This window comes from Mesorhizobium sp. W016 (assembly GCF_054719485.1).
Genome location: NZ_JBTTIF010000002.1, coordinates 923,442 through 949,478 on the forward strand (window position 1 = coordinate 923,442; position 26,037 = coordinate 949,478).

Genomic DNA, 26,037 nt, shown 5'->3' on the forward strand with positions numbered 1-26,037 from the left:
GCAGCTTCAAATTCCCCGCCTTCACCCTAAGCTGAATTGACCCCTCACCCCCGACATGCCAAAGGCCGCAAAGCCTTTCATCTGGAGAAGCCCTGATGACCGATCGCGTCGAGATCGCCGGATTGCGGATTGCCCGCGAACTGCATGACTTTGTCGGCGAAGCGCTGCCGGGTACCGGCATTGCCGCCGACGTCTTCTGGAACGGCTTTTCGGCCATCGTCCATGATCTCGCGCCGAAGAACCGGGCGTTGTTGGCCAAACGCGACGCCATGCAGGAACAGATCGACGCCTGGCACCGCGCCAATGGCGCGCCCATCGATATGGAGGCCTACAAAAGCTTCTTGCGTGAGATCGGCTATCTCGTGCCCGAAGGGCCGGCCTTTTCCGTGTCGACCGACAATGTCGACCCCGAGATCGCCACCGTTGCCGGGCCGCAGCTGGTGGTGCCGGTGATGAATGCGCGTTATGCGATCAACGCCGCCAATGCCCGCTGGGGCTCGCTCTACGATGCGCTCTACGGCACCGACGCTATTGCCGAGACCGGTGGCGCCGAGAAGGGCAAAAGCTTCAACCCCGTGCGCGGCGCCAAGGTGGTTGCCTGGGCGAAGAGTTTTCTGGACGAGTCCGTGCCGCTCACCTCGGGCAAATGGGCCGGCGTGAACGGGCTGACGGTTTCGGGTGGCACCTTGCGGCTCGGCGCCGGCGCCAGCGGCACGACGCTGGCCAACCCGAAACAATTTGCCGGCTATCGCGGTGACGGCGCCAACCCGGAAGCCATCCTGCTGGTCCAGAACGGCCTGCACATCGAGATCCTCATCGACCGCACCAACCAGATCGGCCGCACCGACCCGGCCGGCATTGCCGACGTGATCCTGGAATCGGCGCTGACCACCATCCAGGACTGCGAGGATTCGGTCGCGGCGGTGGATGCCGAGGACAAGGTCATCGTCTACCGCAACTGGCTCGGCCTGATGAAGGGCGATCTGGCGGAGGAAATCAGCAAGGGCGGCAAAACCTTCACGCGCAAGCTCAATCCGGACCGCGCCTGGACCGCGCCCAGTGGTGGCGCGCTGAGCTTGCCCGGCCGCTCGCTGATGCTGGTGAGAAACGTCGGCCACCTGATGACCAATCCGGCCATCCTCGACCGCGATGGCAACGAGGTGCCGGAAGGCATCATGGATGCGGCGCTGACGGCGCTGATCGCGCTGCACGATGTCGGCGCCAAAGGGCGGCGGATGAACTCCCGCGCGGGCTCGATGTATGTGGTGAAGCCGAAGATGCATGGGCCGGAGGAAGTCGCCTTCGCAGTCGAGATTTTCGACCGCGTCGAAGCGCTGCTCGGTATGGCCAAAAACACCATCAAGATGGGCATCATGGACGAGGAGCGGCGCACCACCGTCAACCTCAAGGAGGCGATCCGCGCCGCCAGGGAACGCGTCGTGTTCATCAACACCGGCTTCCTCGACCGCACCGGCGACGAGATCCACACCTCGATGGAAGCCGGCCCGATGATCCGCAAGGGCGACATGAAGCAGGCCGCCTGGATTTCCGCCTATGAGGCGTGGAATGTCGACGCCGGGCTCGAATGCGGGCTGGCCGGCCATGCCCAGATCGGCAAGGGCATGTGGGCGATGCCCGATCTGATGGCGGCGATGCTGGAACAGAAGATCGCGCATCCCAAGGCCGGCGCCAGCACCGCCTGGGTGCCGTCGCCGACGGCGGCGACGTTGCACGCCACGCACTATCACAAGGTCGATGTCCATGCCGTCCAGGCGGCGCTCAAGAGCCGGCCGAAGGCGAAGCTCGATGATATATTGTCGGTGCCGGTGGCGGTGCGGCCGAACTGGACCCCCGACGAGATCCAGCGCGAACTCGACAATAATGCGCAAGGTATTCTTGGCTATGTCGTGCGCTGGATCGACCAGGGCGTCGGCTGCTCGAAAGTGCCCGACATCAACGATGTCGGCCTGATGGAAGACCGCGCCACGCTGCGGATCTCCTCGCAGCACATCGCCAACTGGCTGCACCACAAGGTGTGCTCGCAGATCCAGGTGATGGATTCGCTGCGGCGCATGGCGGCGATCGTCGACCTGCAGAACGCCGGCGACCCGCTCTACCGCCCGATGGCCACCGATTTCGACAATTCCATCGCCTTCCACGCCGCCTGCGACCTGGTGTTTAGAGGCCGCGAACAGCCGAATGGCTATACGGAACCGGTGCTGCACGCACGGCGGCTGGAGCTGAAGGCGAAAGAGCGGGCGAATTAGCGCCTGCGTTTCCCTCCCCTCAAGGGGAGGGTTACGCCGCCTGCGCTACCCGCTCCGACATCATGCGGTAGGAAATCGCCTCGGCCAGGTGAATTCGGCCGACGGTTTCGCTGGCGTCGAGGTCAGCCAGTGTGCGCGCCACTTTGAGCACGCGGTGATAGGCGCGCGCGGAAAAGCCGAGTTTCTCGCTGGCGTCTTTCAGCAGCGACAGGCCGGCGGCATCCGGCATCGCGATGTCCTCGATAACAGAAGGCGAGCAATGGGCGTTGGTGGTGGCGCTGGTAACGCCCAGCCGCTCGAAACGTTCGCGCTGGATGGTGCGGGCGCGCGCCACGCGCTGGGCGACGGCTGCACTTTTCTCCGCTCGGTCGGGCCGGATCAGGTCGGCGGCCGAGACCGCCGGTACCTCGATCCTGAGATCGATGCGGTCGAGCAGCGGGCCGGAAATGCGCGTCTGGTAGTCGGTGCGGCAGCGCTCACCGCGCAGGCAGCGATAGCCGGGCTCGCCGGCCATGCCGCAACGGCACGGGTTCATCGCCGCCACCAGCTGGATGCGCGCTGGATAGGTGACGCGGTGGTTGGCGCGCGCGATCATGCAGTCGCCGGTCTCCAGTGGCTGGCGCAGCGCATCCAAGGTCTGCGGCGTGAATTCGGGAAACTCGTCGAGGAACAGGACGCCGTTATGGGCAAGCGATACTTCGCCCGGCCGCGCCCTGATGCCGCCGCCGACCATTGCCGCCATCGAAGCCGAATGGTGCGGGGCGCGGAACGGCCGCCGGTCGGTGAGCTTGCCTTCGCCGAGCTCGCCGGCCACCGAGGCGATCATCGAGACTTCAAGAAGTTCCTTGGGCGCCAGTGGCGGCAGAATTGAAGGCAGCCTCTGCGCCAGCATCGATTTTCCCGAGCCGGGAGGCCCGACCATCAACAGATTGTGGCCGCCGGCCGCCGCCACTTCCAGCGCCCGCTTGGCGCTTTCCTGGCCCTTGATGTCTGAAAGGTCGGGCAGGTCGCGGGCCGAGACATGGATGCCGGGCTCGGGCCGCGACAGCACCTGCGTGCCGCGAAAATGATTGGCGATGGCAATCAGGCTGCGCGGCGCCAATATGTCGAAATCCTTGCCCGCCCAGGCCGCTTCCGGCCCGCAGCCGAACGGGCAGATCAGGCCTTTTCCCTCGGCATTGGCGCCGATCGCCGCCGGCAGCGCACCGGCGACCGTGGCAATGGTGCCGTCGAGCGACAATTCTCCGAGCACGACATAGGAGGCCAGCATGTCGCCCGGAATGGCGCCAAGGGCGGCCATCAGGCCGAGCGCGATCGGCAGATCGTAATGGCTGCCTTCCTTGGGCAGATCGGCCGGAGCGAGGTTGACCGTCACCTTCTTCGACGGCATCGACAGGCCCGACGCATGGAGGGCCGCCTGCACCCGCTCGCGGCTTTCGGCCACCGCCTTGTCGGCCAGGCCGACAATCTGCATGCCGACCTTGCCCGGCGCGATCATCACCTGGACATCGACCGGTACGGCCTCGATGCCCTGGAAAGCAACCGTGCGAACCCGCGCCACCATCTTGCTCTGCCCCCGGATATCAGCTCGCCTCGGCCTTGTGGTTCAGACCGCGAGCGACGTCAGGACAAGACAACCATAGATTTCAGGCCAAGACAAGAACATTACAGGAACATGCATTCGTGGTGGTTGCAGCGCGCTGTGCCGGTTGCAAAAACGGAAGATGGTTGAGCAAAATGGAACGGCTGCTCCGCCTCCTCGACCGCGTTAACAAGGCGACTAGGCCCTTCGGCAATCTGAGGGTGTTGCTTCTAAACGGTGATGAACGCATCGACCGAACCTGAAAGCGATCGATCGATCGCGACCTGCGGTGGAAGCCACTCCATGACAGGATATCTGAAAGGCCAAGGCAGGGCGATCCGGCGCGAAGAGCCGCTCTCCAGAAAAATCTCGTTTACAAGGTCTATGAACCGCCCGCGGTCTCGTTCGATTCGTTTCAAAGTTTGCGAACGAATGTAATCCCGGGGAATTCGTCGCTCCTTCAGCGCTAAGACAGCCTCCGCGATGGATCGAGGATCGGGTGGAACTGTAAGCGAATAGTCATCATCCAGATAAAGGTCTCGGCCGCCATGGCTCGGCGTCGTGACCACTGGAAGCCCCGCGAGAAGATATTCCGTGCTTGCGAACATTGGTCCTTCCAGGTGAGAGAGACAGATTCCCACGGCTGCACGATTTAGATGCGTGTTCACCTGAGCCGGTGCCAATCGGACAGGCTTGCCGGTGCCGTCAAACTCGTTGATAAAGACGTGATGCGGCGCGAGCTCCCTATGCCGATTTATTCGCGCTCTTTCCGACTCCGTCGTGGAGGATCCGCTTGAATCTCGATAGAAGACAAATGCGCAACGCTGGATGCCAAGCGACAAGTCATGGCGCTTCCACGGAGCCAGCTGCGCATTGTAGATTGCATCAAATTCTACAGGGACGTCATCGAGAGGCCTGAATATGTGTTCGGAGGTTGTTGACGTCTTGTTGTGCAGGACGGCGGCCTCGCCGGACTGGTTCAACAGATCAGCCTCTGGCTGAGTGTTGGAAAGGAAGATTAGCGAGTGACGGGGGTTCTTGAGTCTATGCAGAACGGCATAGGTCCGAATGGTTTTGACGCTAGCACTGTTTTCGATGGACCAGGTTGGCGAGATGAGAAACCAGGCGCGGTGGCTGCGTGGACGGAAAGGCATATGACTTGCTAATCCGAGCGGCGTACCGGACATTCCCGAATAGGATATGAACGGATCGTCCGACAGCAAACTGGCCTGAAGAGCAGGTTGCGACTTCGCGGAAGGGTGCCCTTTTCTGAGGTTGTGGCCATGACGCAGCATGGCTCTGACAATCTCGAATTTGGTAGGAGGGCGATACCCGTGCTGTAGGGTCAACATGCGGCAATTGCGATCTTGAGTGCGGAGAAAAACTCGCTTCGATAGAGAGAAATTTGGCAAAGAAACACCGCCATTTGATCGACGGAATATCTCAGGCGATCAAATCTGGTGTACGGAGAAGCGCCTCTTGAAAGAAAACATCGTCCCAAGCGGAGCTGGTTCTCACATCGCGCTACCAACCGTATCCGTTTGCGTAGGCTGTTTCAATCAAGAGGCATTCATCGACACTGCGATCCGATCCGTAGCGGCGCAGACATACACTGCGTTCGAATGCGTGGTGGTCGATGATTTTTCGACCGACGGTTCCCGCCGAAGGATTGAAGAGTGTCTGTCCCAGCTTGGCGACAGTCGTTTCCGCTTTCTGCCCCGACTGCAAAATGGCGGGCAGTTGACAGCAATGATGACCGGGCTTGACGCGACAGCCGGGCCCCTGATCTCCTTTCTTGACGGTGACGATGCTTGGCATCCTGACTTCATAGAATGCCATGTGAGAGCGCATCTCAGCCAAACCCGTATCGCGGCAATGTCGAGCTCCGATGAGGTGGTGATAGATACGGCCGGCAACCTGCTTGCGGGCGGTCATCCCGTATTCCACCTGAACGACCCGCGATCGATGCCGAAAATGAGCGGCTACCTGCATGTCGACACCGAAGCTGACCCGACATTATTATTTATTGATCGGGGTACCGTGGGTTGGTTTTGGTCAACCACATCGGGGATGATGTTTCGTCGAGCTCCGCTTGAAATCATGCGTCCATCCGATCCGGACGAAATAAAGATATGTGCCGATGGTTATATGGCTCGTGCCGCCCATATGATCGGCGGAACCGTGAGGATTGGGCGGGCTCTTGGCAGTTATCGGCTTCACGGCGGCAATGGCTGGGCGGACGGGCGCATCCTGGGTACCGGAGTTGGCCTCGGCAGGATGTCGCCTGATACTGAAATAGCGATACGGCGGGCACTGGCCAATCGTTGGTGCGAAGTGGCGCCGGGACTGGCGCATTTAATCTCCCGCCACTCAATGCGCAGGACCTTGGTCGACCTGATCGGACTGTCTGCGGCTTTTGCATTGCTGGAAAAGAACTCCGATGCGGGTTTTCTGCTGAAAGACTGGGCAACACCACAGCGAAAATTGCAGACCAGACTTATCGGTCTCCTTCCTCCGAAACTGAGGCCTCGGCGCTTCCGGGACATAGTTTGATTTGATGAGCCGCTTGCTCGGCAGTCTTACCCGATAAAGAGCATCTTTCGATGCTTCTCTGGACCCACCAAAGTCCTCCGTAGCAACGCACACTACGCGGCCAAATTCCGCCGCTTCGCCTCTACCGCGTCCCAGAACAGGCTGGCGATATCCGCGCCACCAAAGCGTTGCACTTCGCGCACGCCGGTTGGCGAGGTCACGTTGATCTCGGTCATGTAGTCGCCGATCACGTCGATGCCGACCAGGATGAAGCCGCGCTCTTTCAGCGACGGGCCGATGCGGGCGCAAATCTCGCGTTCGCGCTCCGTCAGCTCAGTCTTTTCGGCGCGGCCGCCGACATGCATGTTGGAGCGAGAATCGTGGTCGGCCGGCACGCGGTTGATGGCGCCGACCGCCTCGCCGTCGATCAGGATGATGCGCTTGTCGCCCTTGCGCACATCCTTCAGATAGCGCTGGACGATATACGGCTCGCGTGACAGCTGGGCGAACATTTCGAGCAGTGAGGCGAGGTTGCGATCGTCTTCCTTGAGATGGAAGATGCCGGCGCCGCCATTGCCATAGAGCGGCTTGACGATGATGTCGCCGAATTCCTTGCGGAAGGCCGCGACCTCCTGGGGATCCTTGGTGATCAGCGTTTCGGGCATCAGATCGGGGAATTCGGTGACGAAGATCTTTTCCGGGCTGTTGCGCACCCAGGCCGGGTCGTTGACGACCAATGTCTTCGGGTGAATGCGCTCCAGAATATGCGTGGTGGTGATGTAATTCATGTCGAAGGGCGGATCCTGGCGCAGCAGGATCACATCCATCTCCGACAGGTCGGTGCGCACCTTGTCGCCCAGCGTATAATGATTGCCCTTCTCGTCGCGGAGCTTCATCTCTTCGATGCGGGCAAACACCTTGCCGCCCAGCATCGACAGCCGGTCGGGCGTGTAGTGGAACAATTGGTGGCCGCGCCGCTGCGCCTCCAGCGACAGCGCAAAGGACGTGTCGCCGGCGATCGAGACGGTGGAGACATGGTCCATCTGGACGGCGATCTTCAGGGTCATCTTCTGGTCTCCAGCGGGTCGAGCAAGTCCAGGAAAAGTGCGTAGTGGTTTTCCGTCCGGAATTGCGGCAAGGCAAGTCGCCGATATACGGAACTTGGCGGCTTCTGCCAATCGCGCTTGCTTGGCCCAGACCTTTACCGGTCGAAGACCAGCCGGGAGTAACCGAGGAAGGACAGCGCCATGGCGACCAGCGAGGCGACGGCAAGTGCCGCCAGCGGCGGCATTGCCGGCAGCGCGAACAGGATGGCGCAGTAGACGAGATAGTTGACAATGCTGGTGGCGATGCCGACGCCGCCATAGCGCGCGCCCTCCTGCGCCACGCCGCGGCTCGACGGCGAAAAGGTCAGGTGCCGGTTGATCTGCCAGGTGACGCACAGCGCAAAGCCGATCGACAGGACACGGGCGACGAAGGGACCGAGCGGCGTCACCGCCAAGAACAGCCAGAGCACCGCGGCATCGGCGACGAAACCAACGCCGCCGGCCAGGACGAAGCGGGCGAGCCGGCTCACGGCCTCAGGCGGCCCGGGGCGTCTTGCCCGGTTCGGCCTTCGCTGTTTCGCTCGTGCGTTCGCGCCGTTCGACCCGGCCCGACGGGACGGAGAGATAGAAAATGCGCTTCTGCTCGGCGCGTCCGCGCGATACCGAATCGAGGATCAGTCCGGTCACCATCGCAAGCATCGACAAGAGCAGCAGGCCGACCGACAGCACCCAGGTCGGCATGCGCGGCACGAGGCCGGTCTGGGCGAATTCGATCAGCACCGGCGTCATCAGGGTAAGGCTCGATGCCAGGAAGAAAATGGCGAAGGCGCCGAAGAAGCGCAGCGGCTGCGTCTCCTTCATCAGCATGGCGAACATCCACAGGATCCTGGCGCCGTCGCGATAGGTCGACAGCTTCGACGACGATCCCTCAGGCCGGCGGCCATAATCGAGCGCGATCTCGCTCACCGGCAGTTTCAGCTGCGAGGCATGCACCGACATTTCGGTCTCGATCTCGAAGCCGCCGGAAACGGCGGGAAAGCTCTTGACGAAGCGCCTCGAGAAGACGCGGTAGCCGGAGAAGATGTCGGTGAAGTCGGCGCCGAACAGCCGCTTGTAGAGGCTATTGAAGATGCGGTTGCCGAAGGCATGGCCGGAACGGCCGGCATCGTCGGTGACGCCGCGCCTGGTGCCTACCACCATGTCGCAGCGCTCGGTCTGCAGGATGTTGATCAGCAGCGAGGCATCTTCCGGCGCATAGGTGCCGTCGCCATCGGCCATCAGATAGATGTCCGCATCGATGTCGGCGAACATGCGCCGCACGACATTGCCCTTGCCCTGGCGCGGCTCGCGGACGACGATGGCGCCCGCTGCGCGGGCCTTTAATGCCGTCAGGTCGCGCGAATTGTTGTCATAGACATAGATGTCGGCCGATGGCAGCGTCTCGCGAAAGCGCCGCACCACCTCGGCGATGGTCAGTTCCTCATTGTAGCAAGGCAGGAGCACGGCAATGGCCGGCTCATGGCGGACTTCGTGCGGCATTTCCGTCTCCCGACGCCCGGCGGAGCCTCCGGCCGCGCTCATATGCGGCCTCGCTCAGGCGACTTTACTATTTATTGAAGCTGTTAAGGCTAGGTTTAAGGCCGCAGTCTTTCCGACGAAGGTCATGATGATGAACGCAGCCAAGGCGGGTGCTTCCTCCTGGAAGTCCGATATGACGCTGGCGCTGCTTGCCATGCTGGTGGTGCTGGCGGTCAATGCCGCCACGGGCTTTCGCGAATTGAGCAATGCCGGCGGCGACAATGACAGCCTGCTGCGGCTGGTCGAGGTTCGCGACATGCTGGCCGGCCAGGGCTGGTTCGACCTGCATCAGTACAGGATGGGGCCGGAAGGCGGTTTCGTCATGCACTGGTCGCGGCTGGTCGACGCACCGCTCGCCGCCATCATCCTCGCCGCCTCAGCGCTGACCGGCAGCATGGCCATGGCCGAAGCGATCGCACAGGTGCTGTGGCCGTCGCTGCTGTTTTGCCTGGCGGTGTTTTTTACAGCCCGTGCGGCACGCAGCTTCGCTGGCGTCGGCGCCGTGCTGCCCGCTATCGTCATCGGCGCTGCAGCGCTGCATTTCATCGGCATTTTCTTGCCGGGTGCGCTCGATCATCACAATGTCCAGCTGACGCTGACCATGGCCAGCCTCAGCCTGCTGCTCGAGGCGCCGGCGCGTCGCTGGGCGGCGCTGATTTCCGGGCTGTGTGCGGCCCTGACGCTGGCCGTCGGCATGGAAACCGCGCCCTATGTCGCCACCATCGGCGCCTGCATCGCTTTGCTGTTCGTCGTCGATCCCGGCGGCGAACACCGGATCGCCAGGGATTTCGGTCTCGGCTTTGCCGGCGTTTCAGCCCTGGTCTTCGTCAGCACCATCCCGCCATCGGCCTGGGGCCAGGCGCAGTGCGATGCCTTCTCGGCCGTGCAATTCGTCGTCGCGGCAATCGCCGGACTGGGCCTTGCCGCCGTGACGTCGCTCACGGTGTCCAACGGCACGGCCGGACGCCGCCTGATTTCGCTCGGCCTGCTCGCGCTTGTGCTGGGCGCCGTTGTCGCGGCGCTGTTTCCGCAATGCCTTGCGGCTCCCTACGCAAACCTCGATCCGCGCCTCAAGGAATTGTGGCTCGATCACATTGACGAGGCGCAGTCGCTGTTCAGTATTGCTGCCAGCGAGCCGGCCTCGCTGGCGGCGCGCTATGTCACGCCGCTGGTGGCGATCGCGCTGATGGCGCTTCGCCTGCGCGGACCATGGCGCCGCCAGGACAGCCTCGTCGGCGCCTTGCTGGTCGGCGCCTTCATCGTCAGCGCCTGGCAGGTCCGCGGCTCGACATTCTCGATCGCCTTTGCCGTCATCCCGCTGTCGGCCTGGATCGCAAGCTGGCGCGAACGGGCGAGGATCAGCCCTGCGCGCAGCGTATCGCTGCGCATGGCGGCGGTCTGGCTGGTGTCGGCGAATGCCGTCTGGGCCGGCGCTGCCGCCGCGACGTCGAGCGTATTCGAGGCCAGCAAGGTCTCGGTCGAGGCACAGGACACCGACAGCGATCCGTCCTGCGAGCGCAAGGCCTCCTTCGCGGCGTTGGCCCGGCTGCCGGACACCACGGTGCTTGCCATTTCCAATCTTGGCTCGCCCATCCTTGCATATTCCGGGCACCGCGTCTTTGCCGGCCCCTATCATCGCAACATCGCCGGCGACCTGCTTGCGCTCGATGCCTTCCTCGGATCGGCGGACCAGGCGAGGATGATCGCGGCGGCTCATCACGTCGGCCTTGTGGCGCTCTGCCGCGGCAGCGCCGAAAGCAAGGTGCTCGCCGCCAAGGCGCCGCAAGGCTTCCTGGCCGGGATTATGCAGGGAAGCGTCCCCGATTGGCTCGAACCGGTGGCCGAAACGCGCGGAGACCCGGTCGAACTCTACCGCGTCCGCTAAAGCATCATTCGCCAGCGAAAAATCGATTTCGCGATACGCTTCCTAAACGCTTTGCTGCCAGTCTCAGCCTAAATTTCGGGCGTCACAAACAGGGATACCGATGCAAACGACGTTTGGCACCGGGCAGGCAAGCAGGGAAAACTCGGATCTGGCGTTCACCGATGCGCTGACCGGGCTTGGCAACCATCGCCGCTTCTTCGACAAGGTCGATCGCCTGATCAGCGACCGTGCAGACGATCCCGCGCCGTTCACGGTCGGCATTCTCGACCTCGACGGCTTCAAGCCGATCAACGATCTGTTCGGCCACAAGGCCGGCGACGACATATTGATCCAGGTGGCGATGCGGCTGCGCGCCTCGATGGACAGCCACTCTACGGTCTGCCGCATCGGCGCCGACGAATTCGCCTTCCTCTACCCGATGGTGTTCTCGGAGGAGGCGGCGGCCGAGAAGTCGCGCATGATGATCGAAATCCTGTCGGCGCCCTACGATGTCGGCGAACGCACCGCCAGGCTTTCGGCCTCGGTCGGCTGCTCGCTCTTTTATTCCGGCGACGAAACCACGGAAATCCTCGTCAACAAGGCCGAAACGGCGCTCTACCACGCCAAGCGTTCGGGCCGTGGCCGCGTCGTCGTCTACACCCGCGAAATGGAAGAGGCGGCCAAGCGCGTCACCCGCATCGAACAGGCGCTGCGCCGTGCCGTCTCGGCCGGTGAGGTCGAACCGCATTTCCAGCCCATCGTCGATTTGACCACCCGCCGCACCATCGGCTTCGAGACGCTGGCGCGCTGGACCGATCGCGACCTCGGCGTGGTGCCGCCGACCGTGTTCATCCCGATCGCCGAAGAGCGCGGCATCATCGGCCCGCTATCGCAGCTGGTGCTGCGCAAGGCGACCGAAGCGGCGCGCAGCTGGCCGAAGGACCTGTTCCTGTCCTTCAACCTGTCGCCCTCGCAGCTCGTCGACCAGAACACTGGCCTGCACATATTGTCGATCCTCGACCGCACCGGCTTCGATCCGCGACGGCTGGAGATCGAGATTACCGAAACCGGCCTGATGAACGATCCGGCCTCGGCCGAGAAGATCGTCGAGGACCTGCGTCGCGTCGGCATCCGCGTCTCGCTCGACGATTTCGGCACCGGCCAGTCCTCGCTCGGCCGCTTGCGCGAATTCCATTTCGACAAGCTCAAGATCGACCGCGCCTTCGTCTCCTCGATCCTCGACGACCGACCGTCGGAACACATCATCCGCGCCATTCTGGCCATGTGTGAAGGGCTCGGCATGGATGTCGTCGCCGAAGGCATCGAGGAGGAGGCGCAGGCCGACCGCCTCGTCCAGTTCGGCTGCGCCGGCGGCCAGGGCTATCTCTTCGGCAAACCGGTCGATGCCGACGCCACGCTCGGCTACCTCCGCGATTCCTATCGCGGCGCCCTCTACGCCAAGGCAGTCTGACCGGCGGTCTGGCCTGCGTCGAGCAAGTCAGCGGCGCGAGCCAAGATCGACTGTGGCCGCCATCTTGCGGCCTTTTGTCTGACATAAGCCAATCAAATCGCCGTTTTCGCCCTTGCTCCCCGGACTTGGCTGGATAGGATGCGCGCCGACCGGACCGGGAGATGAAGATATGATGCCATCGGCCGATTTTGCCGACCTCAGGGGAGCCTCGGTGCTGATCACCGGCGGCGGTTCCGGAATTGGTGCGGCACTGACCGAGGGCTTCGTTCGCCAGGGCGCCCATGTCGCCTTCATCGACATCGCCGATGGCCCAAGCACGCTGCTTGCTGACCGCGTCGAAAAAGAACTTGGCCGGCGACCGCTCTACCTCAAGACCGATTTGCGCGACGTCGAGGCGTTGCGCGCTTCGGCCGCCAAAGCGGCTGAGGCACATGGCGACGTCACCGTGCTGGTCAACAATGCCGCCTGGGACGAACGCCACGACGTCGCCGACGTTACCGTCGAGTTCTGGGACAACAATCTCGCCGTCAATCTGCGCCCGCATTTCTTCACCGCACAGGCGGTCGCGCCGGGCATGAAGCGGGCCGGCGGCGGTTCGATCATCAACTTCACCTCAACCTCCTATCTCATCAACCACCCCGATATGCCGGCCTACACCGCCGCCAAGGCCGGCATACTCGGCCTCACCAAAGGTCTCGCGGGCAAGCTTGGGGTCGACGGCATCCGCGTCAATGCGATTGCGCCGGGCTGGGTGATCACCGAGCGGCAGCGGGAACTCTGGGTCACCGAGCAGGGGCTCGCCGCCCATGTCGCCAAGCAATGCATCAAGCAGGTCATGCAGCCCGACGACATCGTCGGCACGGTGCTGTTCCTGGCCTCCGACGCCTCGCGTATGCTGACGGCGCAGATGTTGATCGTGGACGGGGGTTTCCTGTGAGCCCGGTGAATCAAAATCCGGCAAAAGGCACGCCGGCAGTCGCCGCCGTCGACTGGGGCACGACCCGCATGCGGGTCTGGCTGGTCGACGAGGCGGGCGGGGTGCTTGCCGAGCGTCGCGGCGATGATGGGTTGATCACCGCGCAGCAAAAAGGCTTTTCGACCATCCTCGGGGGCCATCTGGCGGCGCTCGGTGCACCTGACACACTGCCAGTCATCATCTGCGGCATGGCCGGCTCGCGCCAGGGTTGGCTGGAAGCGCCTTACGTCATCGTGCCGGCGCCGCTCAGTGCCATCCTCGCGGGGGCCGCCCGCATTCCCGGCCAGAGCCGCGACATCCGCATCGTGCCTGGCCTGGCGCAGCGCCTTGAAGATGCGCCGGACGTAATGCGCGGCGAGGAAACCCAGCTTGCCGGCGCCGGTTTGCCGGCAAAAGGTCGCCATCTCGTCTGCATGCCCGGCACCCATTCGAAATGGGTTCTGGTCGAAGACGGCGCGGTCGACGGCTTCTGCACCTGGCCGACCGGCGAGCTGTTTTCGGTGCTGGCCACTCACTCTATCCTGCGCCATTCGCTGGGCGAGAGCCCGAAGCCGGTCACTCCGGACAATCCGTTCTTCCAGGAATGGTGCCGCAAGGCTTTGGCGGAGGGCGGCGATGTCACCTCGCGGCTGTTCTCGATCCGCGCCGCCGGCCTGCTGCAGAACCTCAAGGCCGACGATGCCGCCGCTTGCCTGTCCGGCCTGCTGATCGGCGGCGAGATCGCCTCGGCGGGCCGCCGCTATGGCGAAAGCACCACCGCAATCGTGCTGGTTGCGTCCGGCTCGCTAGCAGCCCTCTACCGCCAGGCGCTAGACCTTGCAGGGCTTGCCGTCAGGACGGTCGACGCCGACGAGGCGGTGCGTGCCGGCCTTATCGAGGCAGCGCGGGAAAATGGCATGATCGCCAAATGACTCACCAGAGTGGAGTGACAGTGTGACCCAGACCGCCCCCTTCCCGAAGCTCAAGCGTGGTCTTGTCGCGATTCTGCGCGGCCTCAAACCCAGCGAGGCGGTTGCCATCGGCCAGGCGCTGTTTGACGCCGGCATCGAAGCCATCGAGGTGCCGCTCAATTCGCCGGAGCCGTTTTCATCGATCGCCAGCATTGTCACCGCTTTGCCCAAGACAACGCTGGTCGGCGCCGGCACGGTGCTGACTTCAGCCGATGTCGACACCTTGGCCAAGGCCGGCGGGCGGCTGCTGGTCAGCCCCAACATCGATGCCGACGTCATGGCCCGCGCCATGCACCATGGCATGGTGACGATGCCAGGCGTGTTCACCCCCACCGAAGCTTTTCAGGCGATTAGGCTTGGGGCTTCGGCGCTCAAATTCTTCCCGGCAAGCGTGCTCGGGCCCAGCGGCATTTCGGCGATGCGGGCCGTGCTGCCGGCCGATACCGTGGTCGGCGCCGTCGGCGGCGTTTCCGACAAAGACTTTGCCGGCTACAAAGCCGCTGGGGTAACTGCTTTTGGTCTTGGCTCCAGCCTGTTCAAACCCGGCATGAGCGTCGATGAAGTGGCCACGCGCGCCCGGGCGGCGGTGACGGCCTGGGACGCGGCCTTCGGCGGAGCGGCATGATGGGAAACGTTTCGGTTTTTTCGGACCATGTCTGCGAACTCGGCGAGGGGCCGAGCTACGATCCCGCCACCGATACGCTGTTCTGGTTCGACATCGTCAACGGGCTTTTGCTGGAGCAGGGTGTCACGTCCGGCGCGCGGAAGGTCCATGAGCTCGCCCAGATGGCCAGCGCCATCGCCATTATCGATGACAATCGCCAGCTCATCGCCACCGAGACTGGCCTGCATGTCCGCGACGTCTCGACCGGCAAGCTGACGCTGCACACGGCCATCGAGGCCGACAATGCGATGACCCGCTCCAACGATTCGCGCGTCCATCCGTGCGGCGCCTTCTGGGTCGGCACGATGGGCAAGGGTGAGGAGAAGGGCGCCGGCTCCATCTACTGGTTCTTCAAGGGCGAGCTGCGCACGCTTTACACCGGCATCACCGTGTCGAACTCGATCTGTTTCTCGCAGGATGGAACGATCGCCTACTACACCGATACCTCGACCGGCCTGTTGATGCGCGTCGCCTGCGATCCGGCGACGGGCCTGCCGATCGGCGAGTCGAAAGTGTTCGTCGACCATCGCTCGTCGCGGGGCTATGTCGACGGCTCGGTTGTCGACCGTGACGGCGTGCTGTGGAACGCGGTCTGGGGCGGCAAGGCAGTGAAGGCTTATGCGCCGGACGGCACATTGTTGCGCGAAATTGCCGTGCCGGCGGGGCAGTCCTCGTGCCCGGCCTTTGTCGGGGCCAAGGCCGATCGGCTGGCGGTGACCTCGGCCTGGAAAGGCAAGGACGACAAGCAGCGCAAGCTCGACCCACAGGCCGGCATGACCTTCCTGCTCGACATCCCCGTCAACGGCCGCTTCGAGCCGCGCGTGGTCATCGCCTGAGCGCTGTCGCGCAGGCGTCCGCCTCGGTCGGTTTCGCGCAAGTCTGAAGCAGGGGCCATGCCATGGTGGGACAACACCACCGAAGGTCCTGATCCATGCCGCGCCCGACCCTGATCCTCGTCCATGAGCCGGAAAAGGCCTGTCTCGACCGGCTGGTCGCCGACGGCTTTCCCGCCGAGCGTGCCTTGGAAATCTCGTCCTATCTGGCGCAATCGACCGATCTCGCGCCCGAATTCGATGAAATCACCGCCGCTTGCGGGCGGCGCGGCCTCGCCTTTATGCCGGTTGCACTCGACGATGCGGCAAGCGCGCTGGCGAAGGCCGATCCCGCAACCACGCTGGTCTGGACGCTGACCGACGGCATTGCCTATTTCCGCGGTGCTGCAGCGCCCGCACTTGCCAGGCTGAATGGGCTTAGAACCATCGGAGCCGACGATGCGCTGTTCGCGCTTTGCCAGGACAAGTTCCGCTCCGGCGCCGTGCTTTGCGCGCTCGGCCTGCCGGCGCCGCAGGCAGGCCTGGCCCGCGACGGCCGCTGGCTGGCCGCCCCGCCAGCTTCGGAAGCCGGCTGGTTCGTCAAGCCGAACCGGCTCGGCTCTAAGGTAGGCATCTGGCCGGATTCACGCTGCAACGACCTGGCCCATGCGCTGGAGCTTAGCCGGCGGGTCTATGCCGCTTATCGCGACGATGTCGTCGTCCAGCCCTATGTCGGCGGTCGCAATGTCCGCGCCAGCTTCCTTGGGCTGCAAACGGATGCCGGGGCGGAAGCGCTCGGCATTGCGTTCGTCGACTCCGGCGGCGATTTCCAGACCATGGCGGACTCGATGGCGCTTTACGGCGACACCGGCGAGGCCGCCAAGGCGGCTGGACTATACAGCGAGCCGGTGCTGGAGGCGGTTGCCGACACCCAGCCGGCAGCCGCGGCAACCATCCGCCGCATCGCCGAGCGGCTGGTCAGCGGACTTGGCCTGCGCGACGTGTTTTCCATCGATTTCAGGGTCGAGGCCACCGATCATGCCCACCTCATCGAGTTCGAAGTCTGTCCCGGCCTGCCCTGCTTCGATTTCCGCGCCTATTGCCGGCTGCAATGGAGCATGACGCTGGCCGATGCGGTTGCCGAGACGGCGGCGAACCGACTGAACCGACAGGCGATCTGAAAGGCCGCGGGGACCGGCACGACCTACCGCGCCTTGACGGCTTTTGCTCCACCTTTAGTGTCGCGGGACAGTCCTCAGGCAAGGCCGCGCGATGAGCACACCAGCAAGCTCCCTCCATCATCACATAAGGCGCATGGCCGGGCGCGATCCGCATGAGGCGCATCGCGTCGCCACGCCGCTCGAGCTGCTGTTCGATCTGACCTTCGTCACCGCCTTCAGCCTTGCCTCGTCGCAACTGGCGCATGCCTTGGCCGAGGGCCACTACGCGGCGGCGCTGATCGGCTTCGGCTTTGCCAGCTTCGCGATCTGCTGGGCGTGGATCAATTTCTCCTGGTTTTCCTCCGCCTATGACACCGACGATTGGATCTTCCGCCTCGTCACCATGGTGCAGATGATCGGCGTGCTGGTGCTGGCCATCGGCCTGCCGCGCATGTTCGCCTCGATCGAGCATGGCGAACACCTCAACAATTCGGTGATGGTGCTGGGCTACGTCATCATGCGCGTCGCCATGATCTTCCAATGGCTGCGCGCGGCGCGGCAGGACCCTGGGCGGCGGCGTGCCTGTCTCACCTATGCCATCGCCATCGCGATCGCCCAGATCGGCTGGGTGGTGCAGATCCTGGTCGATTTCTCGCTGGCGACGAGCCTGGCTTTCGGCGCGGTCCTGCTTCTCATCGAGCTGGCCGGACCGGTCATCGCCGAACGCCGGGATGGCGGCACGCCCTGGCACGCGCATCACGTCGCCGAGCGCTACAGCCTCTTCGCCATCATCGCGCTGGGCGAAGGGGTGGTCGGCACGCTGGCGACGCTGTCGGCCGTGGTCGAGGAGCAGGGCTGGAACCTCGATGCCGCCTTGATTGGCATTGCCGGAATGGGTCTCACCTTCGGCATGTGGTGGGTCTATTACATGCTGCCCTCGGGGACGGTGCTGCACCAGCACCGCAATCGCTCTTTTGTCTGGGGCTATGGCCAGATGCTGATCGTGGCGGCCATCGTCGCCACCGGCGCCGGGCTGCATGTCGCGGCCTATTTCATCGAGCACAAGACCCATAACGGCCCGGTAGCGACCCTGCTGTCAGTCGCCATTCCGCTAGGCGTGTTCCTGGGGGCGATCTATGCGCTGTATTATTATCTCGTCCAGCGCTTCGATCCCCTCCACGTCTGGCTGCTGGCGGGAACGGCTGCGGTCGTCGCACTTGCCATCATCGCCGCCCTTGCCGGCGTCGACATGGCGGTCTGCCTCATCTTACTGACGCTAGCGCCGGCCGTCACCGTTGTCGGCTATGAGCTGTCGGGGCACCGCCATCAACTGGAGGTGCTGGCGCAGGAGGAAGCGCCGCACTGAGCAGAGCAGCTTCGCGCGTCAGATACCCTCTACCAGCACGATCTCGCCATCGGCCACTTTCTGACGGATGGCGACGGCGCGTTGGTATTCCGGCGAGTGGTAGCAGTCATGCGCCGCGCTGAGCGATTCGAACTCGATAATGACATTGCGGGCGCGGCCAGGCCCCTCGGCCTTTTCATGCTCACCGCCACGGGCAAGGAACTTCACGTCGAAACGGTCGAAAGCGAGCTTGGCGGCAGCGACATAGTCCTTGTAGCCTTCAGCGTCGCGCACATCGACGCGGGCTATCCAGTATCCCTTGCGCATTTTCTTCTCCTCGTTACGCGGCGCGCATCTCTTCCAGTATGGCTTCCGCCGCCGCGCGCCTGTCGCTTGCCGCCACGATTGGCCGGCCCACAACAAGATGGCTGGAGCCGTTGCGGATCGCCTGGCCGGGCGTCACCACGCGTTTCTGGTCACCATGGTCGCTGCCCTTGGGCCGTATCCCCGGCGTCACCACCGCCAGGTCGGGTCCGACGATGCGGCGCACCGCTTCCGCCTCCTCGGCCGAGCAGACGACGCCGCCCATGCCTGCATGCAGCGCCTGTTCGGCGCGCCTCAGCACCAGCGTGTGCGGGTCATATTCATAGCCGGCGTCGATCACGTCCTGCTCGTCCATCGAGGTCAGCACGCTGACCGCCAGCAGGCACAGGTCGCTGCCCCTGGCGGCCTGCACCGCGGCCCGCATCGCCTTGGGATAGGCGTGGATGGTCAGCATGGTCATGCCCATGCGCACGATGTTCTCGACACCCTTGGCCACCGTGTGGTCGATGTCGAGCAGCTTCATGTCGAGGAAGATTCTGGTGCCGCCGCTGGCCAACTCCCTGGCGAAGTCGAGCCCGCCGGCGAAGGCCAGCTGATAGCCGATCTTGTAGAAGGAGACGACGCCGTCGAGTTCGCGCACCGCCTGTTCGGCCTCTTTCACCGTCGGCACGTCGAGGCCGACGATCAGCCTGTCTCTCATGGTATGGGCCTGCATGGCTGTGGAAATCATGCCCCGGTCCGGGTCGATAGCATGCGCGAGGTTTCGATCAGCGTGCGGCATAGGTGCTCCATCGATTTGGTCAGTCTATCATCCCTGAAATTGCCGTCGCCGTCGAAGGCACTGCCGCCATCGGATACCGAGCATTCCGGCGTCACCATCTCCAGCTGGCAGCGCACCAGCACGGCGCGCAGATGGTTGATGCAGCGGATCCCGGCGAAATGTCCGTTCGAAGACGAGCACAGGCCGGCGACCTTGCCGACAAATGGCCTCACCGGCCAGCCGCCATCGAGGCGCACCCGGCTTACCCAGTCGATCGTGTTCTTGAGCAGTGGCGGGATCGAGCCATTATATTCCGGCGTCGCGATCAGCAGCCCGTCATGGGCGGCGATCAGCCGGCCGAGCTTCACGGCGTTGTCGGGAACGCCTTTTTCCTTTTCGAGGTCCTCGTCGATGATCGGCAGCGGATAGTCGGCCAGCGAAATGCGCGTCACCTCGGCGCCTTGCATGGCCAGCTCCTTCTGCGCCACATCGGCGGTCCTGCCGCTGAAGGCGCCGCTGCGCACCGAGCCGGCGAAGACGAGGATTTTCGCGATCACAGCCATTGGCCACTCTTGTTCCCGGACAGGTACAGCCAGAGGCTGCGCAAATCAACGCACTGGCCCAAAAAACGGAAACGATCGGGGGGCAAGCGCGCGAAGGTGTGCCGAGCAGCTGGGCTATTGCTAGTGGGTGACCGCAATTCTTGCACTCAGCGCGATGAGTGCAACTCCGAGCAAGGCATCTATCGGCCTGCGGACGCTGCCATATACCGACCGAACCCTTCTTGTGGAGAACATTAGCGCGACAAGCCCAAACCACGCCATCGCGACCAGCCCGATTATGGCCAGCGACACTGCCTGGACCCAGATCGGAGCCTGCATCGGCAATACCGATATGAACAGGCTCGCGAAGAACGCGGCCGTCTTCGGATTTGTAATTCCGACAACGAATCCGCTTCGCCAAGGAGCCGTAGTCTCTGCGCCACCGACGGCCAGCGGTGGCCGCGCCTGCCAAGCCGACAAAAGGATCTTGCTGCCCAGGTAACCGAGATACACGGCACCGGCGATCCGGACGGCAAGGTGAGCCCATGCAATCTGCGTCAGTACGAGGCCCAGGCCACACATCGCGAGAGCCGCCCACACCATGATCGCTGCGGCAATGCCAAGCGCCACATGGAACCCCGCGCGACGGCTGATCAGCGCATGGGAAGTCACGGCTACAAAATCGGGTCCTGGGCTCATGGCGCCGAGCAGGAAGACCGAAGCAAGGGTCAGGAATTGCGGAAGGTAGCTCATGCGATACTCCAGTTTCAGTCTCGTCGTACCGCACGCCTGCATGCCGGAGAGGCCAGGAAAGCCGCTCGCCGATTTCGAGGGTCGTTTCCCTCACCTTCACAAAACCTACAGCGCTCTTTAATATGAGCGAAATGAAAGATATTTCGGCAGCCATGAACAAAGCTAATATCAACATCACGATGGTGCGCGTCCTGACATCGCTCAGCGAGACGCGCAGCTTCACCAAAACCGCCGAGCGGCTCTGTCTTTCTCAATCGGCCATAAGCCATGCAATGAAGGCGCTGGAGGAGATCGTTGGCGCGCCCCTCGTCATACGTGATCGGCGCGGTGTCGCTTTCACCGCAACCGGCGAGGCGGCTTTGGACGCGGCGCGCGCCGCTTTGCATGCTTTAGGCCGTCTTGTCGGCCTACGGGAACACTCCATCAAAGGCAGAGTACGGCTCGCGCTGGTCAGCAGCGCCTCGGTAAAGATTGCTCCATATGCGTTGAACATTACTTCCGTCCGGCACCCGGAGCTTGCTGTCGAACTGCTCTTGGGCACGGATACCGAGGTGGCGGAGTGGGTCGATCGCGGTGCCGCCGATATTGGACTGTCCTACATCGCCGGCAATTGCCAAGCCGAGGAACTTGTCGACGACGAACTCTTTGTGGCGTCATCGCAAAAGAACTCAGTCCAAGGCGGGTCATTTCCGATCCGCGCTCTCGACGGCCAGCCATTCATCATGTCGAGCGGCGGCTGCGGACCAATGCTTGCCGAATTGTTCCAGGATTTTGGCGTTGCGCCAGTTGTCATCCTGTCGGCGAGCGATATGGCGGCGCTGCTTGCTCTGGTTGGGGCCGGGCGCGGTTTGTCGATTGCGCCAGGCCTGGCGTTTCCGGCCGATTGGCAGCGAACCGTCGCGAGGCGTCCTCTGGAGCCGCGTGCGCGTCGGCCTCTGCTGCTTCTGTTCTCCAGCAGCGCCGAAGCAACGGCCGTGCGGGCCATGTGCGCGGCGATCAGAGAGGTCGCCACGAGTTTGCGAGGCGGATAACAGTCAAGGATGTGGATCGACCCTCAATCGAGCTTCCTTCGGGAGACGTCGATCCTCTACAAGGCGCCAGAGACTTCTCCCGCCCCCAATACCAGCTAATGCGCTTCGCGCCGGTAGATCCACAGCTGCGTCGGCGGGATGTTGCGGAAGATGAAGTCGAAATGCTTGACCGTGTAATTGCCGCGGCCGGGCGGGATCGGCGACAACGGCCCATAGGTCAGCTGCACGATCGGCCGTCCAACCGGGATGCGGTCTAGCAGGCTTTCAATATAGGCGATCCGCTGTGCGACCGGAAAATTGAGCAGCGGCACGCCGGAGACGACGGAATCGAAAACCATCCCGCTCTTCTCGCCAAGCGTGGCGTTGAGATTGAAGGCATCGCCCTCGATGACGTTGACGCCGGGGTAGAGCTGGCGCAGATGGCGCACGAAATCGGTGGAATATTCGACCGCGTACAGGTTTTCGGGCTTAACGCCCTGGGCGAGGATTGCACGGGTGATGACGCCTGTGCCGGGTCCGACTTCAAGCACCGGCAGGCCGGACTTCGGATTGACGATGGAAGCCATCTTGCGGGCGGTGATGGAGCTTGTCGGCACGATCGAACCGACCGACTTCGGCTTGTCGATCCAGCCTTTGAAGAATTTGAGTTCGTCGTCGAACTTTTCCGCCAGCGCCTTCCGCAATCCCGGACCACGTGCCATGCAAGTTCTCCTCAACACTCCCCGAACGCTACTTAGCAGCTAACAGGTCCAAGGCAAGGCGCGATCTGGCATAAGATGTTGATGACGTTCGGGAAGCGTGGCGGCCTTGGTTTGGGTTCAGTGCTCGCCGAAGGATTCGAAAAAGTCCTTCATGCGGGCGAAAAAGCCGCTCGACTGGGGCGAATTGTCCTTCGACGACAGCTGCTCGAACTCTTCCAGCAGCTCGCGCTGGCGGCGCGACAGGTTTTGCGGCGTTTCGACCGCGGTCTGGATATAGAGGTCGCCGACATTGGGCTGGCGCAGCACCGGCATGCCCTTGCCCTTGAGGCGGAACTGGCGGCCGTTCTGCGTGCCTTCGGTCACTTTCACCTTGGTCTGACTGCCGTCCAGCGTCGTCACCTCGAACGAGCCGCCAAGGGCGGCCGTCGTCATCGATATCGGCACCTTGCAGTAGAGATCGGCGCCGTCGCGCTGGAAGAATTCATGCGGCTTCACCGCCAGGAAAATATAGAGGTCGCCCGATGGGCCGCCGCGCAGGCCCGCCTCGCCCTCATTGGCAAGCCGGATGCGGGTGCCGTCCTCGATGCCGGCCGGGATATTGACCGACAGCGAGCGTTCCTCGGTGACGCGGCCCTGGCCGGCGCATTTCGGGCACGGGTCCTTGATCGTCTGGCCGCGGCCTTGGCATTGCGGGCATGTACGCTCGATCGAGAAGAAGCCTTGCGTCGCTCGTACCTTGCCGTGGCCATGGCACATCGAGCAGGTCACCGGCTGGGTGCCGGGCTTGGCGCCGGTCCCGGAGCATTCCGTGCATGAGATCGAGGCCGGCACGCGGATTTGCGCGGTCTTGCCGGCAAACGCTTCTTCCAGCGTGATTTCCATATTGTAGCGCAAATCGGCGCCGCGTTCGCGGCCGCCCGACGAGCGGCGCTGGCGCCCGCCCATCATGTCGCCGAAAATATCTTCGAAAATGTCGGCGAAGCCGCCGGCGCCAAAACCTTGCGCGCCGCCATTCATGCCGCCCTGCTCGAAGGCGGCGTGACCGAAACGGTCATAGGCCGCGCGCTTCTGCGGGTCCTTCAGCGTTTCGTAGGCTTCGTTGATTTCCTTGAACTTATGCTCGCATGAGTGATCGCCGGGATTGCGGTCGGGATGGAACTGCATGGCCAGCTTGCGGAAAGCGCTCTTGAGCTCCTTCTCGTCGGCGCCCTTTTGCACGCCCAGCGTCTCGTAGAAATCAGCTTTCATCTTTTCCCGCAGTCCGGATGCTCAACGTCTTGATGCATGTTGCGTCGTTTGCCGGCACGTTGTCTCGATTTAGGAGCGGTGCTGCCCGGATGCTAGGGCCGGCGCGCTTGTGCCTGTGTTTTTCAGTGACTTTTTCGGCAAGGCCCGCACTTTTTCAGCGAGGGTTGCAAAAAAGCCCGGCTTTGCGCCGGGCTTTCCGCTTTATTTGCCGTCAACCGGTCAGGCCGACTTCTTCTTCTCGTCGTTTTCGTCGATTTCCTCGAAATCGGCGTCGACCACATCGCTATCCTTGGCCGCGTCCGCCTTGGCGTCGGCTTCCGCCGCTTCCTTCTGCGAAGCTTCGTACATGGCCTGGCCGAGCTTCATGGATGCTTCGGCAAGCGTCTGCGACTTGGCCTCGATGTCGGCGGCATCGTCGCCTTCGGCAGCAGCCTTCAGCGCCGCGATAGCCTCCGATATCGCCGTGCGCTCGGTTTCCGAAACCTTGTCGCCATATTCCTTCAGCGACTTCTCGGAGGAGTGCACCAGCGCCTCGGCCTGGTTGCGGGCCTCGACCAAAGCACGCCGCTGCTTGTCGGTCTCGGCATTGGCTTCGGCGTCCTTGACCATCTTCTCGATGTCGGCGTCCGAAAGGCCACCAGAGGCCTGGATGCGGATCTGGTGCTCCTTGCCGGTGCCCTTGTCCTTGGCCGAAACGTTGACGATGCCGTTGGCGTCGATGTCGAAAGTGACCTCGATCTGCGGCACGCCGCGCGGCGCCGGCGGAATGCCGACCAGGTCGAACTGGCCGAGCGCCTTGTTGTCGGCAGCCATTTCACGCTCGCCCTGGAAGACGCGGATGGTCACGGCCGACTGACTGTCTTCAGCGGTCGAGAACACCTGGCTCTTCTTGGTCGGGATGGTCGTGTTGCGTTCGATCAGGCGGGTGAACACGCCACCCAGCGTCTCGATGCCGAGCGACAGCGGCGTCACGTCGAGCAGCAGCACGTCCTTCACGTCGCCCTGCAGCACGCCGGCCTGGATGGCGGCGCCCAAAGCGACGACTTCATCCGGGTTGACGCCCTTGTGCGGCTCCTTGCCGAAGAACTGCTTCACGATCTCCTGGATCTTGGGCATGCGGGTCATGCCGCCGACCAGGACCACTTCGTCGATCTCGCCAGCCTTCAGCCCGGCATCCTTGAGCGCCGCCTTGCAGGGCTCGATGGTGCGCTGGACGAGATCGTCGACCAGCTGCTCGAACTTGGCGCGGGTCAGCTTCAGCGTCAGGTGCTTGGGGCCGGTCGCGTCGGCGGTGATGAAGGGCAGGTTGATTTCGGTCTGCGTCGTCGACGACAGCTCGATCTTGGCCTTTTCAGCCGCCTCCTTGAGGCGCTGCAGCGCAAGCTTGTCGTTCTTCAGGTCGATGCCCTGTTCCTTCTTGAACTCGGCCGCCAGATATTCGACGAGACGCATGTCGAAATCCTCGCCGCCGAGGAAGGTGTCGCCATTGGTCGACTTCACTTCGAACACGCCGTCGCCGATTTCGAGCACCGAAATGTCGAACGTGCCGCCGCCAAGGTCATAGACGGCAATGGTCTTGCCATCCTTCTTGTCGAGGCCGTAGGCAAGTGCTGCAGCCGTCGGCTCGTTGATGATGCGCAGCACCTCAAGGCCGGCGATCTTGCCGGCGTCCTTGGTGGCCTGGCGCTGGGCGTCATTGAAATAGGCCGGAACGGTGATGACCGCCTTCTCGACCTTCTCACCGAGATAGGCCTCCGCCGTTTCCTTCATCTTCTGCAGGATCATGGCCGAGATCTGGCTGGGCGACTGCTTCTTGCCGCCGGCCTCGACCCAGGCATCGCCATTGTCGCCCTTGACGATCTTGTAGGGGACAAGCTTCTTGTCCTTCTCCGTCACCGGGTCGTCATAGCGGCGGCCGATCAGGCGCTTGACCGCAAAGATGGTGTTTTCAGGATTGGTGACCGCCTGGCGCTTGGCCGGCTGGCCGACGAGACGTTCGCCGTCGCCCGAGATGGCGACGATGGAAGGCGTCGTGCGCGCGCCTTCCGCATTTTCAATGACCTTGGGCTCCTTGCCATCCATGATGGCGATGCAGGAGTTGGTGGTGCCGAGATCGATACCGATTACTTTTGCCATTTTTCTAGTCTCTCCGCTAAGCAGGCTCTCAGGACCCGTAAGGCGTTCCGACGAAAGCCCCTGTTCACAAGAAATTCCGCTCCGGCAACCGGCATTCCGGCACTGGGCGGCTTGGCGCGTATATAAGAACAGGCGGCATCGGGCGCAAGCATTCTGCGCATGGCATCCACCGCGCCGCGCTTGGCGCCTTTGAACAGCCGCCCGGCGGCCCGGATGTGCTCAAACCGCGCTCAAACCCCAGGATCTGCGCGATCCCCCGGCGAAGCGCCCAGTCAGGGCTTCGAAACCACAAGAA

The 26,037-nt window shown here is 63.3% G+C and carries 23 protein-coding genes; 11 read left to right on the forward strand and 12 right to left on the reverse strand.

Annotated features, from left to right (window positions below; all coding sequences use genetic code 11):
• Nucleotides 1-95: 95 nt before the first annotated feature.
• Nucleotides 96-2,267: a malate synthase G gene (locus ACYG9V_RS04950; protein ID WP_352764731.1), complete on the forward strand. Its 2,172-nt coding sequence runs from the start codon at nt 96-98 to the stop codon at nt 2,265-2,267.
• 31 nt (nt 2,268-2,298) lie between these two features.
• On the opposite strand, the gene ACYG9V_RS04955 is transcribed toward ACYG9V_RS04950, so the two are convergent.
• Together ACYG9V_RS04955 and ACYG9V_RS04960 are read right to left on the reverse strand one after the other, a co-directional pair.
• Complete coding sequence (locus ACYG9V_RS04955) at nt 2,299-3,831, reverse strand: YifB family Mg chelatase-like AAA ATPase (RefSeq protein ID WP_352764733.1); 1,533 nt, start codon at nt 3,829-3,831, stop codon at nt 2,299-2,301.
• Between the two features lie 248 nt (nt 3,832-4,079).
• Complete coding sequence (locus tag ACYG9V_RS04960) at nt 4,080-5,144, reverse strand: glycosyltransferase (RefSeq protein WP_352764736.1); 1,065 nt, start codon at nt 5,142-5,144, stop codon at nt 4,080-4,082.
• A gap of 184 nt (nt 5,145-5,328) precedes the next feature.
• On the opposite strand from ACYG9V_RS04960, the gene ACYG9V_RS04965 reads away from it, so the two are divergent.
• Nucleotides 5,329-6,402, forward strand: a complete 1,074-nt coding sequence (locus ACYG9V_RS04965) for a glycosyltransferase family 2 protein (RefSeq protein ID WP_023673180.1) — start codon at nt 5,329-5,331, stop codon at nt 6,400-6,402.
• Between the two features lie 92 nt (nt 6,403-6,494).
• On the opposite strand, the gene gshB is transcribed toward ACYG9V_RS04965, so the two are convergent.
• The 3 genes from gshB to ACYG9V_RS04980 all read right to left on the reverse strand — a co-directional run bounded on the left by gshB (nt 6,495) and on the right by ACYG9V_RS04980 (nt 8,966).
• Nucleotides 6,495-7,448 carry a glutathione synthase gene (gene gshB, locus ACYG9V_RS04970; protein ID WP_023673181.1) on the reverse strand — a complete coding sequence of 318 codons (954 nt, stop codon included), beginning with the start codon at nt 7,446-7,448 and terminating at the stop codon, nt 6,495-6,497.
• A 134-nt stretch (nt 7,449-7,582) separates the two neighbouring features.
• Entirely contained in the window at nt 7,583-7,957 is a 375-nt protein-coding gene (locus ACYG9V_RS04975; RefSeq protein ID WP_023673182.1) for a GtrA family protein, read from the reverse strand.
• 4 nt (nt 7,958-7,961) lie between these two features.
• Nucleotides 7,962-8,966: a glycosyltransferase gene (locus ACYG9V_RS04980; RefSeq protein WP_023673183.1), complete on the reverse strand. Its 1,005-nt coding sequence runs from the start codon at nt 8,964-8,966 to the stop codon at nt 7,962-7,964.
• Nucleotides 8,967-9,090: 124 nt separating this feature from the next.
• On the opposite strand from ACYG9V_RS04980, the gene ACYG9V_RS04985 reads away from it, so the two are divergent.
• The 8 genes from ACYG9V_RS04985 (at nt 9,091) to ACYG9V_RS05020 (ending at nt 18,268) form a co-directional block, all read left to right on the forward strand.
• On the forward strand, nt 9,091-10,890 hold the full coding sequence (locus tag ACYG9V_RS04985) for a GtrA family protein (RefSeq protein ID WP_352764739.1): 1,800 nt from the start codon (nt 9,091-9,093) through the stop codon (nt 10,888-10,890).
• Nucleotides 10,891-10,990: 100 nt separating this feature from the next.
• Nucleotides 10,991-12,340: a putative bifunctional diguanylate cyclase/phosphodiesterase gene (locus ACYG9V_RS04990; protein ID WP_023681311.1), complete on the forward strand. Its 1,350-nt coding sequence runs from the start codon at nt 10,991-10,993 to the stop codon at nt 12,338-12,340.
• A 169-nt stretch (nt 12,341-12,509) separates the two neighbouring features.
• Entirely contained in the window at nt 12,510-13,277 is a 768-nt protein-coding gene (locus ACYG9V_RS04995; RefSeq protein WP_023673186.1) for an SDR family NAD(P)-dependent oxidoreductase, read from the forward strand.
• Nucleotides 13,278-13,282: 5 nt separating this feature from the next.
• Nucleotides 13,283-14,227, forward strand: a complete 945-nt coding sequence (locus tag ACYG9V_RS05000; protein ID WP_352764784.1) for a 2-dehydro-3-deoxygalactonokinase — start codon at nt 13,283-13,285, stop codon at nt 14,225-14,227.
• Between the two features lie 22 nt (nt 14,228-14,249).
• On the forward strand, nt 14,250-14,891 hold the full coding sequence (locus ACYG9V_RS05005; protein ID WP_352764741.1) for a 2-dehydro-3-deoxy-6-phosphogalactonate aldolase: 642 nt from the start codon (nt 14,250-14,252) through the stop codon (nt 14,889-14,891).
• Entirely contained in the window at nt 14,891-15,766 is an 876-nt protein-coding gene (locus tag ACYG9V_RS05010) for an SMP-30/gluconolactonase/LRE family protein (protein ID WP_352764786.1), read from the forward strand. The genes ACYG9V_RS05005 and ACYG9V_RS05010 overlap by 1 nt, the downstream gene beginning before the upstream one ends.
• 95 nt (nt 15,767-15,861) lie before the next feature.
• Nucleotides 15,862-16,923: a D-alanine--D-alanine ligase family protein gene (locus tag ACYG9V_RS05015; protein WP_352764744.1), complete on the forward strand. Its 1,062-nt coding sequence runs from the start codon at nt 15,862-15,864 to the stop codon at nt 16,921-16,923.
• 91 nt (nt 16,924-17,014) lie between these two features.
• Nucleotides 17,015-18,268, forward strand: coding sequence for a low temperature requirement protein A (locus tag ACYG9V_RS05020; RefSeq protein WP_352764746.1), 1,254 nt, complete (start codon nt 17,015-17,017; stop codon nt 18,266-18,268).
• A gap of 18 nt (nt 18,269-18,286) precedes the next feature.
• On the opposite strand, the gene ACYG9V_RS05025 is transcribed toward ACYG9V_RS05020, so the two are convergent.
• The 4 genes from ACYG9V_RS05025 to ACYG9V_RS05040 all read right to left on the reverse strand — a co-directional run bounded on the left by ACYG9V_RS05025 (nt 18,287) and on the right by ACYG9V_RS05040 (nt 20,626).
• Nucleotides 18,287-18,574, reverse strand: coding sequence for a DUF1330 domain-containing protein (locus ACYG9V_RS05025; protein WP_023701962.1), 288 nt, complete (start codon nt 18,572-18,574; stop codon nt 18,287-18,289).
• Nucleotides 18,575-18,587: 13 nt separating this feature from the next.
• Nucleotides 18,588-19,301 (reverse strand): orotidine-5'-phosphate decarboxylase, encoded by a 714-nt coding sequence (pyrF, locus tag ACYG9V_RS05030; protein WP_352764749.1) that lies wholly within the window; start codon nt 19,299-19,301, stop codon nt 18,588-18,590.
• Nucleotides 19,298-19,894, reverse strand: coding sequence for an NADPH-dependent FMN reductase (locus tag ACYG9V_RS05035; RefSeq protein ID WP_023701964.1), 597 nt, complete (start codon nt 19,892-19,894; stop codon nt 19,298-19,300). The genes pyrF and ACYG9V_RS05035 overlap by 4 nt, the downstream gene beginning before the upstream one ends.
• Nucleotides 19,895-20,014: 120 nt before the next feature.
• The gene (locus tag ACYG9V_RS05040) at nt 20,015-20,626 is read right to left on the reverse strand and encodes a LysE family translocator (RefSeq protein ID WP_023687486.1); all 612 of its coding nucleotides are present in this window, start codon (nt 20,624-20,626) and stop codon (nt 20,015-20,017) included.
• A gap of 122 nt (nt 20,627-20,748) precedes the next feature.
• Between ACYG9V_RS05040 and ACYG9V_RS05045 the strand changes: the two genes are divergently transcribed.
• Nucleotides 20,749-21,657 (forward strand): LysR family transcriptional regulator, encoded by a 909-nt coding sequence (locus tag ACYG9V_RS05045; RefSeq protein WP_023681320.1) that lies wholly within the window; start codon nt 20,749-20,751, stop codon nt 21,655-21,657.
• Between the two features lie 95 nt (nt 21,658-21,752).
• Here the strand turns inward: ACYG9V_RS05045 and pmtA are convergent, their stop codons facing one another.
• From pmtA to dnaK, 3 genes are all read right to left on the reverse strand, one after another.
• Nucleotides 21,753-22,358 carry a phospholipid N-methyltransferase PmtA gene (gene pmtA / locus ACYG9V_RS05050; RefSeq protein WP_023687484.1) on the reverse strand — a complete coding sequence of 202 codons (606 nt, stop codon included), beginning with the start codon at nt 22,356-22,358 and terminating at the stop codon, nt 21,753-21,755.
• 117 nt (nt 22,359-22,475) lie between these two features.
• Complete coding sequence (dnaJ, locus tag ACYG9V_RS05055) at nt 22,476-23,606, reverse strand: molecular chaperone DnaJ (RefSeq protein WP_023681322.1); 1,131 nt, start codon at nt 23,604-23,606, stop codon at nt 22,476-22,478.
• A gap of 219 nt (nt 23,607-23,825) precedes the next feature.
• A complete protein-coding gene (gene dnaK / locus ACYG9V_RS05060; protein ID WP_023819262.1) occupies nt 23,826-25,742 on the reverse strand; it encodes a molecular chaperone DnaK in 1,917 nt (638 codons plus the stop codon).
• Nucleotides 25,743-26,037: the final 295 nt, after the last annotated feature.

Excerpts from the sequence above, each read along its gene's own strand:
- ACYG9V_RS05035 (WP_023701964.1), bottom strand. The coding sequence starts at position 19,894 with ATGGCTGTGATCGCGAAAATCCTCGTCTTCGCCGGCTCGGTGCGCAGC.
- pmtA (WP_023687484.1), bottom strand. The coding sequence starts at position 22,358 with ATGGCACGTGGTCCGGGATTGCGGAAGGCGCTGGCGGAAAAGTTCGAC.
- pyrF (WP_352764749.1), bottom strand. The coding sequence starts at position 19,301 with ATGATTTCCACAGCCATGCAGGCCCATACCATGAGAGACAGGCTGATC.
- dnaJ (WP_023681322.1), bottom strand. The coding sequence starts at position 23,606 with ATGAAAGCTGATTTCTACGAGACGCTGGGCGTGCAAAAGGGCGCCGAC.
- gshB (WP_023673181.1), bottom strand. The coding sequence starts at position 7,448 with ATGACCCTGAAGATCGCCGTCCAGATGGACCATGTCTCCACCGTCTCG.
- ACYG9V_RS05010 (WP_352764786.1), top strand. The coding sequence starts at position 14,891 with ATGGGAAACGTTTCGGTTTTTTCGGACCATGTCTGCGAACTCGGCGAG.
- dnaK (WP_023819262.1), bottom strand. The coding sequence starts at position 25,742 with ATGGCAAAAGTAATCGGTATCGATCTCGGCACCACCAACTCCTGCATC.
- ACYG9V_RS05040 (WP_023687486.1), bottom strand. The coding sequence starts at position 20,626 with ATGAGCTACCTTCCGCAATTCCTGACCCTTGCTTCGGTCTTCCTGCTC.
- ACYG9V_RS04995 (WP_023673186.1), top strand. The coding sequence starts at position 12,510 with ATGATGCCATCGGCCGATTTTGCCGACCTCAGGGGAGCCTCGGTGCTG.
- ACYG9V_RS04985 (WP_352764739.1), top strand. The coding sequence starts at position 9,091 with ATGATGATGAACGCAGCCAAGGCGGGTGCTTCCTCCTGGAAGTCCGAT.
- ACYG9V_RS04955 (WP_352764733.1), bottom strand. The coding sequence starts at position 3,831 with ATGGTGGCGCGGGTTCGCACGGTTGCTTTCCAGGGCATCGAGGCCGTA.
- ACYG9V_RS04950 (WP_352764731.1), top strand. The coding sequence starts at position 96 with ATGACCGATCGCGTCGAGATCGCCGGATTGCGGATTGCCCGCGAACTG.
- ACYG9V_RS04990 (WP_023681311.1), top strand. The coding sequence starts at position 10,991 with ATGCAAACGACGTTTGGCACCGGGCAGGCAAGCAGGGAAAACTCGGAT.
- ACYG9V_RS05045 (WP_023681320.1), top strand. The coding sequence starts at position 20,749 with ATGAGCGAAATGAAAGATATTTCGGCAGCCATGAACAAAGCTAATATC.
- ACYG9V_RS05015 (WP_352764744.1), top strand. The coding sequence starts at position 15,862 with ATGCCGCGCCCGACCCTGATCCTCGTCCATGAGCCGGAAAAGGCCTGT.
- ACYG9V_RS04980 (WP_023673183.1), bottom strand. The coding sequence starts at position 8,966 with ATGCCGCACGAAGTCCGCCATGAGCCGGCCATTGCCGTGCTCCTGCCT.
- ACYG9V_RS05025 (WP_023701962.1), bottom strand. The coding sequence starts at position 18,574 with ATGCGCAAGGGATACTGGATAGCCCGCGTCGATGTGCGCGACGCTGAA.
- ACYG9V_RS04960 (WP_352764736.1), bottom strand. The coding sequence starts at position 5,144 with ATGCTGCGTCATGGCCACAACCTCAGAAAAGGGCACCCTTCCGCGAAG.
- ACYG9V_RS05020 (WP_352764746.1), top strand. The coding sequence starts at position 17,015 with ATGAGCACACCAGCAAGCTCCCTCCATCATCACATAAGGCGCATGGCC.